Annotated in this window: 14 protein-coding genes; 10 read left to right on the forward strand and 4 right to left on the reverse strand. The window is 62.3% G+C overall.

Annotation, left to right across the window (positions count from 1 at the left end; all coding sequences use genetic code 11):
• Positions 1 to 264 precede the first annotated feature (264 nt).
• Complete coding sequence (locus AB5Y94_RS05475) at positions 265 to 699, forward strand: universal stress protein (protein WP_010635648.1); 435 nt, start codon at positions 265 to 267, stop codon at positions 697 to 699.
• Between the two features lie 191 nt (positions 700 to 890).
• Positions 891 to 1,904, forward strand: coding sequence for a tryptophan--tRNA ligase (trpS, locus tag AB5Y94_RS05480; protein ID WP_368205151.1), 1,014 nt, complete (start codon positions 891 to 893; stop codon positions 1,902 to 1,904).
• Here the strand turns inward: trpS and AB5Y94_RS05485 are convergent.
• Entirely contained in the window at positions 1,883 to 2,857 is a 975-nt protein-coding gene (locus tag AB5Y94_RS05485; RefSeq protein WP_017785115.1) for a LysR family transcriptional regulator, read from the reverse strand. The genes trpS and AB5Y94_RS05485 overlap by 22 nt on opposite strands.
• A gap of 91 nt (positions 2,858 to 2,948) precedes the next feature.
• Here AB5Y94_RS05485 and AB5Y94_RS05490 point away from each other — a divergent pair, with 91 nt between their 5' ends.
• Positions 2,949 to 3,848 (forward strand): DMT family transporter, encoded by a 900-nt coding sequence (locus tag AB5Y94_RS05490; RefSeq protein WP_368205152.1) that lies wholly within the window; start codon positions 2,949 to 2,951, stop codon positions 3,846 to 3,848.
• Positions 3,833 to 3,994 carry a hypothetical protein gene (locus tag AB5Y94_RS05495; protein WP_017780345.1) on the forward strand — a complete coding sequence of 54 codons (162 nt, stop codon included), beginning with the start codon at positions 3,833 to 3,835 and terminating at the stop codon, positions 3,992 to 3,994. Before AB5Y94_RS05490 ends, AB5Y94_RS05495 begins: the two co-directional genes overlap by 16 nt.
• Before the next feature lie 135 nt (positions 3,995 to 4,129).
• Here the strand turns inward: AB5Y94_RS05495 and AB5Y94_RS05500 are convergent, their stop codons facing one another.
• Positions 4,130 to 4,588, reverse strand: coding sequence for a DUF6314 family protein (locus AB5Y94_RS05500; protein WP_368205153.1), 459 nt, complete (start codon positions 4,586 to 4,588; stop codon positions 4,130 to 4,132).
• 43 nt (positions 4,589 to 4,631) lie between these two features.
• Here AB5Y94_RS05500 and AB5Y94_RS05505 point away from each other — a divergent pair, with 43 nt between their 5' ends.
• On the forward strand, positions 4,632 to 5,486 hold the full coding sequence (locus AB5Y94_RS05505; RefSeq protein ID WP_216988852.1) for a carboxylate/amino acid/amine transporter: 855 nt from the start codon (positions 4,632 to 4,634) through the stop codon (positions 5,484 to 5,486).
• A gap of 7 nt (positions 5,487 to 5,493) precedes the next feature.
• On the opposite strand, the gene AB5Y94_RS05510 is transcribed toward AB5Y94_RS05505, so the two are convergent.
• Both AB5Y94_RS05510 and AB5Y94_RS05515 read right to left on the reverse strand, forming a co-directional pair.
• On the reverse strand, positions 5,494 to 6,357 hold the full coding sequence (locus AB5Y94_RS05510; RefSeq protein WP_010635641.1) for a sensor domain-containing diguanylate cyclase: 864 nt from the start codon (positions 6,355 to 6,357) through the stop codon (positions 5,494 to 5,496).
• Positions 6,358 to 6,427: 70 nt separating this feature from the next.
• Entirely contained in the window at positions 6,428 to 7,141 is a 714-nt protein-coding gene (locus tag AB5Y94_RS05515; RefSeq protein WP_026141425.1) for a 3-deoxy-D-manno-octulosonic acid kinase, read from the reverse strand.
• Between the two features lie 155 nt (positions 7,142 to 7,296).
• On the opposite strand from AB5Y94_RS05515, the gene AB5Y94_RS05520 reads away from it, so the two are divergent.
• The 5 genes from AB5Y94_RS05520 to trmH all read left to right on the forward strand — a co-directional run bounded on the left by AB5Y94_RS05520 (position 7,297) and on the right by trmH (position 12,738).
• Positions 7,297 to 8,352, forward strand: coding sequence for a glycosyltransferase family 9 protein (locus tag AB5Y94_RS05520; protein ID WP_206866196.1), 1,056 nt, complete (start codon positions 7,297 to 7,299; stop codon positions 8,350 to 8,352).
• Between the two features lie 304 nt (positions 8,353 to 8,656).
• A complete protein-coding gene (gene gmk / locus AB5Y94_RS05525; RefSeq protein WP_017766485.1) occupies positions 8,657 to 9,283 on the forward strand; it encodes a guanylate kinase in 627 nt (208 codons plus the stop codon).
• Positions 9,284 to 9,362: 79 nt separating this feature from the next.
• On the forward strand, positions 9,363 to 9,638 hold the full coding sequence (gene rpoZ, locus AB5Y94_RS05530; RefSeq protein ID WP_005307060.1) for a DNA-directed RNA polymerase subunit omega: 276 nt from the start codon (positions 9,363 to 9,365) through the stop codon (positions 9,636 to 9,638).
• 135 nt (positions 9,639 to 9,773) lie between these two features.
• Positions 9,774 to 11,891: a bifunctional GTP diphosphokinase/guanosine-3',5'-bis pyrophosphate 3'-pyrophosphohydrolase gene (gene spoT, locus AB5Y94_RS05535; protein ID WP_117405689.1), complete on the forward strand. Its 2,118-nt coding sequence runs from the start codon at positions 9,774 to 9,776 to the stop codon at positions 11,889 to 11,891.
• Positions 11,892 to 12,009: 118 nt separating this feature from the next.
• Complete coding sequence (gene trmH / locus AB5Y94_RS05540) at positions 12,010 to 12,738, forward strand: tRNA (guanosine(18)-2'-O)-methyltransferase TrmH (RefSeq protein ID WP_368205154.1); 729 nt, start codon at positions 12,010 to 12,012, stop codon at positions 12,736 to 12,738.
• The last annotated feature ends 2 nt before the right edge of the window (positions 12,739 to 12,740 follow it).

The following is a 12,740-nucleotide window of genomic DNA, read 5'->3' on the forward strand; positions in this document are numbered from 1 at the left end:
TCCCCAAAGCGGTATTCAGATGCTTTTTGTTGTTTTGTGTTCATTGCGAAACACGGGCACATCCTATGCCTGTCACCGGCTACGGGCAAGCCGGCGGGTGTGACCTGCTTCAAACTCCTGTTCGATTTATCGCCAGTTTATTGCCCATCATCGACAGCAAGCTCCATAGGAAACTCTTTTAAATCCCAAAACTGTGCCGGGGACACCATTTTAGTTTCAGCAGACATTGGTATAGTGGACTCAGGATCAGTGAGGAGAACTCCCATGAATGGAACCTATTACAAACACATACTGGCCGCGATCGACCTGTCGGAAGACAACCGCAAGGTGATCGAGAAGGCGGTCGACCGGGCCCGCTCCAACGGCGCCAAGCTGTCGGTGATCCATGTCGATGTGGACCTCAAGGATCTCTACACCGAGATGATCGATATCGACATCGACAACGTGCAGGACCAGGTGATCGCCGAGGCGAAAGAGAAGCTGGAAGCCTTCCTGGCGTCGGTGGACTACCCCATCGAGAAGAAGCTGGTGATCTGCGGCGATTTGAGCGAGCGGGTCAACCAGGCGGTCAGGGATTATCAGATAGACCTGCTGGTGTGCGGCCACCGTCAGAGCTTCTGGAGCCTGCTCACGTCGAGCGCGCGTCAGCTGATGAATACCGTGCCCTGCGATCTGCTGGTCGTCCCCTTGCAGAAGTGATCAAACAGACGTAGTTTCATTTGCCATGAATATGACCTCATTCAATCACAACTACTGGTGGTGCTGCTCTTAAACAGGCGGCACTGCTTTTCTATGTAAAATTTCCCAAAGAAAACACCGTGACCGCCGAGAGGCGGTCATTGTTTTCATCCCTTTGTCGCCTCCCGGCTCACCCAACTGGAGAGAGTGACATGCACAACCCCGTTATCCTGACCGGCGACCGCCCCACCGGCAAACTGCACATCGGCCACTACGTCGGCTCGCTGCGCCAGCGCGTGGCCGCCCAGCACCATTACCGCCAGTTCGTGATGATCGCCGATCTGCAGGCGCTCACCGACAACGGCCACAACCCGGCCAAGGTGACCGATCACGTGCTGGAGGTGATGGCCGACTACCTGGCCGCCGGCCTCGACCCGGCCAAGACCACCTTCTGCCTGCAGAGCGCCCTGCCCGCCCTCGCCGAGCTCACGACCTATTACCTCAACCTGGTCAGCGTCGCCCGGCTGGAGCGAAACCCCACCGTCAAGGCGGAGATCCAGCAGAAAGGGTTCGAGCGCAGCCTGCCGGCCGGCTTCCTGATCTATCCAGTCAGCCAGGCCGCCGACATCACCGCCTTTCGTGCCACCCACGTGCCGGTGGGCGAGGATCAGCTGCCGATGCTGGAGCAGACCAACGAGATAGTGCGCCGCTTCAACTCTCTGGTTGGCAAGGAGGTGCTGACCGAGTGCCAGCCCATTCTGAGCGACACCGGCCGCCTGCCCGGCATCGACGGCAAAGCCAAGATGTCCAAGTCCCTCGGCAACACCATAGAGCTCGGCATGTCGAGCGACGAGATCAAGCAGGCGGTGTTCGCCATGTATACCGACCCCAACCACCTCAAGGTGAGCGATCCGGGTCAGGTGGAGGGCAATACGGTGTTCGCCTATCTGGATGCCTTCCACCCCGACAAGGCGCTGGTGGCCGAGATGAAGGCCCACTACCAGCGCGGCGGGCTGGGGGACATGCGCTGCAAGCAGATGCTCAACGACTGCCTGCAGGCCCTGCTCGCCCCGATGCGGGAACGGCGCGAGGCGGCCATCGCCGACAAGCGCCAGCTGCTGCGCCTGTTGCAGCAGGGCACCGAGCAGGCGCGCGCCCTGACCGACGAGGTGCTGGCCGAGGTGAAGGGGGCGATGGGGCTCGACTACTTCGCCGGATTGAACTGATCCGCCCCGCGCTGCGCCGGGCTGCCGAGCGCATCCGCCCCGTAGCGCTCGAACGCCAGCCGGTGCAACAGCCCCTTGAACCAGCCGATCGCCTCGTCATGGGCGGTGAGCGGGTGGCCCGCCATCAGATAGACGATGGGGATGGCGGGGTCCAGCTGGTGCAGGCGCAGCGGGTAGTAACGACAGAAGTGGCGCCCGATCATCTCGGGCACCACCACCAGATAGCGGCCGGTGGCCATCAGCGGCGGCACCGCCATAAAGCTCGGCAGGCGGACACCCAATTCCCGCTCCACCCCGAAGCGGGCCAGCCAGAGATCCACCATGGCCTGGCTGTGACCCCAGCTGGAGGTGTGGATGTGGGGCCGGCTGACCAGATCGTCCGGCCCCAGCACGTCCGGCAGCTCGCTGCCAAGGGGCGACAGACAGACCAGCGGGTTGTTGAACCAGGGTTCGCGCCACAGCCGGGGCGAGAGGTGGTTGGCATCGGCGAAACCGATCACCAGATCCAGCTCCCCCTTCTCCAGCTCCCGCTCGTAGTCGCTGTCCGCCAGCTCGCACACCTCCAGCCGGCAGTGCGGGGCATGCCGGTGTAACCGCTCCACCAGCGCCGGCACCAGGCCGTGTTCCACTGAACCCGGGGTGGCGATGCGAAAGATCCGCCGCGCACTGGCGGGGTCGAACCCCTTGGCCTGCCGCAACCCCTGCTCCAGCATGGCCAGCGCCTGGCGCACCGGGCCGGCCAGCGCCTTGGCGCGCTCGGTCGGCATCATCTCGCGCCGGCTCATCACGAACAGGGGGTCGTCAAGCGCCGTTCGCAGCCGCCCCAGCGCATGACTGACGGTGGACTGGGAGAGGTGCAGCCGCTCGGCGGCACGGGTGACGTTGCGCTCCTGCATCAGCATGTCGAACACGGTGAGCAGGTTGAGGTCGAGGCGGGAAAGGGGCAGTTCCATCGATATTGGCCATGGTTGGATGACGACAATTCATTTTTGGCATAGTAGCAGATTGCATAGAATGCGCAGGCGAATTACATCGGAGATTAAAATGCGTAGCTATCTGTTGTTGCTGGCGATTGGCCTGTTGTGGGGCTCCCAGTTCATTTTCATGCATCAGGCCGTCACCGAATTGCCCCCCATCATGGTGGCAGCGGGTCGCGCCTTGTGTGGCAGCCTGACCCTGGGTCTGCTCTGCCTGTTCATGCGTCTCAAGAGCGAGCACACCCCGTGGCGTACCTACATGTTGATCGCCCTGCTGGATGCCACCCTGCCCTTCATCATGGTGGCCTGGGGTCAACAGTATGTGGATAGCGCCATCGCCGCCGTGGTAATGGGTTGTATCCCGTTTGTCACCATCCTGATGGCACCCTTGTTGGTTTCCGGTGAAAAAATCACCAAGGGTGGTCTCGTCTCCGTGGTCATCGGCTTCGTCGGCGTACTGGTGCTGTTCTGGCCGAAACTGGCCAGCGGCATGAATGCCGGCCTGCTCGGCGCCATGGCCATCCTGTTCGGTGCTAGCTGCTTCGCCATCGGCCTGCTGATGATCAAGCGCTTCGCCAAGGACCATCCGGTGGTCGTGGCACGCAACATCCTGATCTCCTCGGCTATCCAGCTGCTGCTGGCCGCACCGTTCGTCACCGATCTGAGCGCGCTCACCCTGCCGAGCCAGCAGGCCATCGGCGCCGTCGCGGTGCTGGGGGTGTTCTGTACCGGTCTGGTCTACTTCCTCTACATGGCGCTGATCCAGAAGGCGGGCCCGACCTTCGCCTCCTTCAGCAACTACCTGGTGCCGCTGTTCGGCGTCATGCTGGGTGCCATGTTCCTCGGCGAGCAGATCCAGTCCACCACAGGTGTGGCACTGGCCCTGATCTTGGGCTCGGTCGCCCTCAACCAATGGGCCCAGCAGCGCCGCGTCCAGCGGGAGGCTGCCCTATGTCAGGCATCCTGACCACGCTCTGCGGCGGCCTGGTGGTGATCGCCGGCTGGCAGTATCGCCGGCGGCTGGTGGGTCTGCTCGGGCTGTTGATGGTGCTGCTGCCCTGGTTCTTCGACAGCAAGCTGCAAGCCATGCTGAGCTATGCGTTGAGCGCCTGACCTCTGTTTCTGAATGTGTGACGAGAGTGTATCTCTCCTGTTTTTGGGACCGTTTTAAAAAAACCTCCGATTTGTCCCCTCTACCGGCGCTCTGCGCCGGTTTTTTTATGCCCGCCTGGCGGCCTTGCCGTCCCATCACGCCAGATAGCGATAACTGAGCCGCTCGTTCTTGCGCGGACCTGTGATCTGCCAGCCGAGCAGAAAACCGCCCTCGGCCGGCGTCAGCTCGGCGCTGTAGTGATCCTGGCCACACAGATGGGGTTCGGCAGTAAGCCAGCGACCATCGGCCTGGGGCAACAGCTCAAACAGCACCACCGGCTGTTCATAGCGCAGATGAGAGAGGCGGATCCCCTGCTCGCCGCGCTGCCACCAGAAACGGTTGTGCATGGTCAGCACCCGGCCATGGGGCGTGTTGTAGCGACCCGTCTCGACAAACAACCAGCCGCCCTGGTGATCGGTCACCACCACCTCCCCCTCGCCGCTGCCACTCCAGTCGGTGGCGGATCCTGCCCCGTTGCTCGCGCTAAAGGCAAATGCTCCGATCTGTGGCAACTGGCGCCATAAACGCTGGATCACGGCTTCCTTCTCGGCCATCATAGCCCCCTTCAAAATTGACAACTGACGACAAATCAACCACATGAACTACTTGATAGGGGTTACCCTGCTCTGGTCATTCTCCTTCAGCCTGATCGGGGTCTATCTCGCCGGCCAGGTGGATGCCTACTTTTCGGTGCTGACCCGCATCGTGCTCGCCAGCCTGGTGTTCCTGCCCTTCCTGCGCCGCCGCTGGCTGCGGCCCGACCTGGTGGCCAAGCTGATGGCCCTCGGTGCCACCCAGCTCGGCATCATGTATCTGTTCTATTACCACTCCTTCCTGCTGCTGACGGTGCCGGAAGTGCTGGTGTTCACCATCTTCACCCCCATCTACGTCACCCTGATCCACGATCTGCTGGAGCGGCGCTTCAAGCCGATCTATCTGTGGGGAGCACTGCTGGCGGTGGTGGGGGCGGCCGTCATCCGCTTCGACGGGCTGACCGAAAGCTACGTGCTGGGCTTCCTGGTGGTGCAGGGTGCCAACGTCTGCTTCGCCCTGGGTCAGGTGGGCTACAAGGTACTGCTGGCACGGGAGGAACAGCAACCGCCGCAACTGGCGGTGTTCGGCTGCTTCTATCTGGGTGCCCTGGCTGTGGCCCTACCCGCCTGGTGGCTGCTCGGCACGCCGCAATACCCCACCAGCGCCCTGCAGTGGGGCATATTGCTGTGGCTGGGGATCGGTGCCTCTGGCCTTGGTTACTTCCTGTGGAACAAGGGGGCGACCCAGGTCAGCAGCGGCGTGCTGGCGATCATGAACAACGCTCTGATCCCGGCGGGCCTGCTGGTCAACCTAGTGCTATGGGGCAAGGATACCGACCTGCTCAGGCTCAGCCTGGGCGGCCTGCTGATGCTGGCCTCCCTCTGGGTGTGCCAGCGTCATGGGGTAAGTGAGCGCTGACTAAAAATCAGCCAACGACTGTGTTGTGCTCCCGTCTGGCCTGACCGTGACAGGTGGCCAGCCGGGCCAGCAGGTGATCGATCTGCTCGCCGGCCTGACTCTGCACCAGCCCGATGCTGACGGTCACCGGCCGCTGCGGCAACAGGCTGGCATCGGCGATCTCCATCCGCAGCCGCTCGGCAATCTCGAGGCCGCTCAGTCGGTCGGTCTGGGAGAGCATCAGGATGAAGCCGTCTTCGTCCCAGCGGGCGAAGGGGTCTTCCCGCCGCAGTTCATGGCGCACGATGCGGGCCAGCTTGGCCAGCATGGCGTCGCAGGCCGCCTCGCCAAACAGCTGCTGGATCTTGGCCCTGTGATCGACGGTGAATTGCAGCAGGCTGAAGCTGCCGCTGGCGCTGGCCAGCCGCTCATCGAGCAGCTGTTCGAAGCGGCTGCGGCTCTCCAACCCAGTGAGGGGATCGGTACCGTGCCGCTCCTCCACCTGCACCGCCTGCGGTTCGAGCAGACGCACCACCCCCAGCACCTGGCCGTGGACATCGCGCCTGGCCCGCTCTTCCAGCCGAACATAGTGGCCATCGTGATGCAGGATCCGGTATTCGAGCCGGATCTGGGCCACCCGCCCGCTCTGGCAGGCCAGCTGCGCCTCCTGCAAGCTCCCCAGGTCGTCGGGGTGCACCCGCTCCAGCCAGCCGAGATCATCCAGACCGGCTTCGTTCAATCCCAGCAGCCGCAGACAGGAGAGATCCCGCTGCACGCCCTGCTGCGGACTCCAGCTCCAGAGCCCTGCCTCCAGCAAGGCGATGGCATCCGCCATCAGCGCCAGATCAAACCGGGTAATTGCCTCCCTGAGGGGAGCCTTGAGCATGTCCATCGAGCGCCTCGACACCGAATCTGAAGACCTTCTCAATAAGTAACATTGGCTCTCGCGCCGAGCAACAGGGTCAGCTCGCTTTTCCTTGATAGCCGTTCATCAGGGCCTGCCAGTTCTCCGGTACGAAGTGAAAACTGGTATGCAGCTGGGACTCCTTGTTGAAGGAGCGCAGCAAGCGTTCCAGGTTGGCCTGTTGCCAGTTGCCGGGCGAGCGGATGGCCCCTTTGTCGAAGTCGATCACCCACACCTTGCCCTCCTTGTCGAGCAACAGGTTGTGGCTGTTGAGATCGGCGTGATAGACCCCGGCGTCGTGCAACTGGCGCACCGTCTGGCCCACCTTGTGCCACACCTCGCCGGCGATCGGCCCCTGCTTGAGCAGGGCGACCAGATCCTTGGCGCCGCGGATGCGCTCGATCAGGATGTCGGCCCGGTAGAAGGGGCCCTGTTTGGCCATGCGGGCGGCAAACGGGCGCGGCACCGGCAACCCCTGGGCGCTCAACTTGGCCAGCAGGCTGTATTCGGCCATGGCCCGGCTAGACTCCACTCCCTCGAACCAGAAGCGATCCCGCACCACCTTGCCCACCATGCCGCCGCGATAGTAGTGACGCAGCACCAGGTGGCGGGATTCATCCTTCACGAACCAGGTCACACCGCGGCCGATGGAGGTACCCACCACCTGCCGGTTGTTCTGCCACCAGGCCGGATCAAACAGCTCGGGAGAAGGGTCGCGAAACGCCCCTTCGGCATACCAGCAGATCTGGTTGTGTTCGGTCTGAATTTGCATCTTGGTCATTCCGGTCGGTCATCGCTACGGGTTGGCGCTCAGGGCCAGGGCAACAGGGGCCCGGTGGGGCCGGCTGCCAGTCGTGCGCAATTTTACAATCCACAGGGGAGTTTGCATAATGCCATCCATCCATTTTGCCATCGTTGCGCCACATCATGCCGCTGTTCCAAACGCCGCCCTCCTCCATCTGCATCCTGCGGCTCTCCGCCATCGGCGACTGCTGCCACGCGCTGGCGCTGGTGCGCGTCATCCAGCGGGCCTGGCCCCAGACCCGCATCACCTGGATCACCGGCAAGATTGAGGCGACCCTGTTTGCCGATCTGCCCGGGGTCGAGGTCATCCCCTTCGACAAGAGCAAGGGCTGGCGCGGCTATCGCGAGCTCTGGCAGGCACTCAAGGGGCGCAGGTTCGATGCCCTGTTGCACCTGCAGGCGGCCATGCGGGCCAGCATCGCCACCCTCGGCATCAAGGCCAAGGTCAAGCTCGGGTTTGATCGGGAACGGGCCAGCGACGGCCAGTGGTTGTTCACCAATCACAAGGTGCCATCCCCCGCCTCGCCTCACGTGCTGGACGGTTTCCTCGCCTTCGCCAAAGAGCTTGGCATCCAGGATCTGACCCCTGACTGGCAACTGCCCATCAGCGCCGAGCACCAGGCCTGGGCGAAGGAGAAGATCGGCGGCAAGCCGACCCTTCTCATCTGTGCCGCCGCCAGCAAGGCCTTCAAGAACTGGACTGCCGCCGGCTATGCCGCACTGGCGGATCACGCCGCCAGCAAGGGGTTTCAGGTCTATCTGTGTGGCGGGCCGGCCAAGCTGGAACAGGATCTGGCCGCCAATATTCAGCGCTTAAGCCACAGCAAGCCGGTGGATCTGGTGGGGCAGACCAACCTCAAGCAACTGCTGGCGCTGATCAAGGAGGCCAGCCTGGTGCTGGCTCCCGATACCGGCCCGGCTCACATGGCCACCCTGGTGGGTACGCCGGTTCTCGGCCTCTATGCCCATCACAACCCGGATCGTACCGGCCCCTATCTGTGCCGCGACTACGCGGTCAGCGTCTATCAGGAGCTGATTGAGCAGGAGACCGGCAAGCCGCTGGCCGAGCTCGGCTGGCGCACCCGCCTCAAGGATCCGGACGCCATGGGCAAAATCACCAGCGAACGGGTCATCGCCGCCTTCGACCGGCTCTGCGCCGAGCGCCAACTGCCACGCTGATGATGCGCGCAACTCGGAAATCCCGAAGCCAGCGGCAGGGATAATCTGCTGGCCCGACCCCGCAACGGCAGGCAGAATGAGGGCTGATGTGGGTTACGCTCCCGCAGCAAGCTACGAATACTTTGATCGGCTGGAATATGATTCCGGCCGTTTTTTTATCCGCTGCCTTCTGTTAAAATTCGCCGCCTTTACATCCCTCTTCTTCAAGAATTTTCCGCGTTTCGGATTTGGCTGTCTCCCTTTCGGGCACAAGACGGCGGCCTCTGCTACAACCAAAACACGGGTTTAGATTAAAGGTACAGACATGGCGCAACAAGGCACTCTCTATATCATCTCCTCCCCGAGCGGAGCGGGTAAATCCAGCCTGCTCAATGCCTTGCTGACCCAGCACAACAGCGCAGGCAAGATGCAGCTGTCGGTCTCCCACACCACCCGCGCCACCCGTCCCGGTGAAGAGCACGGGGTGCACTACCACTTCGTCAAGGTGGAAGAGTTCAAGGCGCTGATCGAGCGTGGCGACTTTCTGGAGTGGGCCGAGGTGTTCGGCAACTACTACGGCACCTCCCGCGCCGCCATCGAAGCCTGCCTGGCGCAGGGCATCGACGTCTTCCTCGACATCGACTGGCAGGGAGCCCGCCAGATCCGCGAGCAGATGCCGACCAAATCCATCTTCATCCTGCCCCCCAGCCGCGAAGAGCTGGAGCGTCGCCTGATCGGCCGCGGCCAGGACAGTGCAGAGGTGATCAAGGGCCGGATGGATAAAGCCATTGCCGAAATGGTGCACTACGACGAGTATGACTATGTCATCATCAACGAAGACTTTGAGCAGGCGCTGTTCCAGCTCAGGGCCATCATCGAGTGCCAACGGCTGGAATTGCGCCAGCAGCAGCAGGCCCAACAAAACTTGCTGCAACAGCTACTGGCAGAATAGGCCAAAAACAAGTAAACTTTTGCGTCATTTTTAAACACCGCTTTTTTAAACCGAGAAAGCCCAAACACTGGAGTCCTGCATGGCACGCGTTACTGTAGAAGATGCTGTAAAACAGGTAGGTAACCGTTTTGACCTGGTGCTGGTCGCCGCACGCCGCGCCCGTCAAATCGCGGTTCAAGGCAAAGATCCCCTGGTTGACGAAGAGAACGACAAGCCGACCGTGATCGCCCTGCGTGAGATCGAACTGGGTCTGGTGAACAACCAGGTGATGGACACCCAGGACCGTTACGAGCAGCAAGAGCAGGAAGCCGCCGAGCTGGCTGCCGTTGCTGCCATCGCCGAAGGCCGCGGTTAAGTCAGCTGTTTCCTATAGTCGGCGCCCGCCCGGGTGCCGACTGTTATCCCCATTTACAACCGCTCGAAAACCTCGCAAACTCGAGGGCATACCCTCAATTTCACGGATTGCCGTTTAACCGCTGCGGGGACTGTCTTGTATTTATTTGAAAACCTTAAAGAAATAGCCAGTTCCTACCTGCCAGCCGAGCAGGTCGAGAAGCTCAGGCAAGCCTATGTGGTGGCCCGCGATGCTCACCAGGGGCAGATGCGTTCCAGCGGTGAGCCCTACATCACCCATCCTGTTGCCGTGGCCCGCATTCTGGGCGACATGCGCCTCGATCACGAAACCCTGATGGCCGCCGTGCTGCACGACGTCATCGAAGACACCCCGGTCACCAAGGACGACCTGGCCGAGCTGTTCGGCAATGCCGTCGCCGAGCTGGTATCAGGCGTCTCCAAGCTCGACAAGCTGAAGTTTCGCGATCGCAAGGAGGCCCAGGCCGAGAACTTCCGCAAGATGGTGATGGCCATGACCCAGGATATCCGGGTCATTCTGATCAAGCTGGCCGACCGCACCCACAACATGCGCACCCTGGGCTCGCTACGGCCGGACAAGCGCCGCCGCATCGCCCGGGAAACCCTCGAAATCTTCGCCCCCATCGCCAACCGCCTCGGTATTCACACCATGAAGAACGAACTGGAAGAGCTGGGCTTCGAGGCGCTCTACCCCATGCGCTCGCGGGTGTTGCGCGAATCGGTACGGCGCGCCCGCGGCAATCGCCGCGAGATCATCGACTCCATCCAGAGCGAGATTGAAGGCCGGCTGCGGGAAGCAGGCATCGAATCCCAAGTCAGCGGCCGCGAGAAGAACCTGTTCTCCATCTACAACAAGATGGAGAAAAAAGAGCTGCAATTTCATGAGGTAATGGATATCTACGCCTTTCGCGTGAGGGTGAAGGACATAGATACCTGTTACCGGGTGCTGGGCCAGATGCACAGTCTCTACAAGCCCCGCCCCGGCCGCTTCAAGGATTACATCGCCATCCCCAAGACCAACGGCTATCAGTCGCTTCACACCTCACTGGTGGGGCCGCACGGGGTGCCGGTGGAGGTGCAGATCCGCACCGAATTCATGGACCAGATGGCCGACAAGGGCGTCGCCGCCCACTGGGCCTACAAGCAGGATGGCGACAGCTCGGGCACCACGGCCCAGATCCGCGCCCAGCGCTGGATGCAGAGCCTGCTCGAGCTGCAGCAGAGCGCCGGCAGCTCCTTTGAATTCATCGAGGGGGTCAAGACCGACCTCTTCCCTGACGAGATCTACGTGTTCACGCCGGAAGGGCGCATCATGGAGCTGCCCGCCGGGGCCACTCCGGTGGACTTCGCCTACACGGTGCACACCGACATCGGCCACGCCTGTGTCGGCTCGCGGGTCGACCGCCACCCCTATCCGCTGAGCAGCCCGCTGCACTCCGGCCAGACGGTGGAGATCATCACGGCGCCGGGGGCCCGCCCAAACGCGGCCTGGCTCAACTTCGTGGTGACCACCAAGGCCCGTTCCAAGATCCGCCAGTTCCTCAAGAACCTGCGCACCGAAGAGTCGGTAGTGCTGGGTCGCCGCCTGCTCAACCATGCACTCGGCGCCAAAAACATCGAAGACATCCCCGAGCCGCGCATCAAGCAGGTGCTGGCCGACACCAAGCACGAGAACCTGCAGGGCCTGCTGGCCGACGTGGGCCTTGGCAACGCCATGAGCGTGATGGTGGCGCGCCGCATGCTGGGGGATGAGCTGCCGCCGGAAGAACAGCCCAAGTCCAGCAGCAAGAAGATGCCGATCAAGGGTGCCGACGGCATGCTGGTCACCTTCGCCAACTGCTGCCGCCCGATCCCGGGGGACGCCATCATCGCCCACATCAGCCCGGGCAAGGGGCTGGTGATCCACCAGGAAGCCTGCCGCAACATCAAGGGCTACAGCAAGGAACCGGACAAGTACCTGCCGGTACAGTGGGAAGTCGACAAGGAGCAGGAACAGGAGTTCCGCACCGGCATCAGCATCGAGATCGTCAACCACCAGGGTGCCCTGGCGGAGCTGGCCAACGTGATTGCCGCCACCGGAGCCAACATTCACGCCATCAGCACCGAAGAGAAGGATGGCCGGGTCTACCTGGTCACCCTGCTCATCACCACCAAGAGCCGGATCCACCTCGCCAACATCATGCGCAAGATCCGGGTGATGCCGAACGTGCTCAAGGTGAGCCGGCAGAAAAACTGAACACAGGCGGCGCAAGCCGCCTGCTGCTTTTCAAGAGACATGCTGGCCCGGCGCCGGCCCGATTTGACCCTGTGCATGCAAGCGATGCGCACACCGGCCTCACCCGATAGAAACTGACATGACACCTGAACGCTTCAAACGAATTTCCGACATGCTGGCCCAGCGCCAGCTCGATCTGACCGTCTGCATGGAAGAGGTCCACAAGCCACACAACCTGGCCGCCATCGTGCGCACCGCCGATGCCATCGGCATCCACCGGGTACACGCGGTCTGGCCCAAGAGCTGGATCCACAAGCGCAAGGGTACCGCTCGCGGCAGCCAGAACTGGGTGGACGTGAAGCTGCACCCGGACATCGGCAGCGCGGTGGCCGAGCTCAAGGCCTCCGGCATGCAGATCCTGGCGACTCACCTCTCCGACAGCTCGGTGGATTTTCGCGCCATCGACTACACCAAGCCCACCGCCATCTTGGTGGGCCAGGAGAAGCACGGCATCGGCGAAGAGGCGCTGGCCCTGGCTGATCACCATATCGTCATCCCCATGGTGGGCATGGTGCAGTCCCTCAACGTCTCGGTGGCCGCCGCCGCCATCCTCTACGAGGCCCAGCGCCAACGCGAGCTGGCCGACTGTTATCAACGCGGCTGCCCCTTAAGCCTGGAAGAGCAGAACAGCATACTGTTCGAGGGGGGCTACCCCGTCTATGCCCAGCTCTGCAAGGAGAAGGAGATGCCCTATCCCCAGCTCGGCCCGGCCGGTGAGATCCTGGCTGACGAGCAGTGGTGGCAGCAGATGCAGCTGACCCGCAAAGGCTGGGCAGCACAGCAAGATGAGCAATTACAGGAGCAATAATA

It is taken from the genome of Aeromonas sp. s5 (assembly GCF_040907865.1).
GTDB lineage: Bacteria > Pseudomonadota > Gammaproteobacteria > Enterobacterales > Aeromonadaceae > Aeromonas > Aeromonas dhakensis.

Bases quoted from the DNA above. Each gene is read 5' to 3' on its own strand.
- AB5Y94_RS05475 (WP_010635648.1), top strand. From the start codon at position 265: ATGAATGGAACCTATTACAAACACATACTGGCCGCGATCGACCTGTCG.
- AB5Y94_RS05490 (WP_368205152.1), top strand. From the start codon at position 2,949: ATGCGTAGCTATCTGTTGTTGCTGGCGATTGGCCTGTTGTGGGGCTCC.
- AB5Y94_RS05495 (WP_017780345.1), top strand. From the start codon at position 3,833: ATGTCAGGCATCCTGACCACGCTCTGCGGCGGCCTGGTGGTGATCGCC.
- AB5Y94_RS05505 (WP_216988852.1), top strand. From the start codon at position 4,632: ATGAACTACTTGATAGGGGTTACCCTGCTCTGGTCATTCTCCTTCAGC.
- rpoZ (WP_005307060.1), top strand. From the start codon at position 9,363: ATGGCACGCGTTACTGTAGAAGATGCTGTAAAACAGGTAGGTAACCGT.
- trpS (WP_368205151.1), top strand. From the start codon at position 891: ATGCACAACCCCGTTATCCTGACCGGCGACCGCCCCACCGGCAAACTG.
- AB5Y94_RS05500 (WP_368205153.1), bottom strand. From the start codon at position 4,588: ATGGCCGAGAAGGAAGCCGTGATCCAGCGTTTATGGCGCCAGTTGCCA.
- AB5Y94_RS05510 (WP_010635641.1), bottom strand. From the start codon at position 6,357: ATGGACATGCTCAAGGCTCCCCTCAGGGAGGCAATTACCCGGTTTGAT.
- AB5Y94_RS05485 (WP_017785115.1), bottom strand. From the start codon at position 2,857: ATGGAACTGCCCCTTTCCCGCCTCGACCTCAACCTGCTCACCGTGTTC.
- gmk (WP_017766485.1), top strand. From the start codon at position 8,657: ATGGCGCAACAAGGCACTCTCTATATCATCTCCTCCCCGAGCGGAGCG.
- trmH (WP_368205154.1), top strand. From the start codon at position 12,010: ATGACACCTGAACGCTTCAAACGAATTTCCGACATGCTGGCCCAGCGC.
- AB5Y94_RS05515 (WP_026141425.1), bottom strand. From the start codon at position 7,141: ATGCAAATTCAGACCGAACACAACCAGATCTGCTGGTATGCCGAAGGG.
- AB5Y94_RS05520 (WP_206866196.1), top strand. From the start codon at position 7,297: ATGCCGCTGTTCCAAACGCCGCCCTCCTCCATCTGCATCCTGCGGCTC.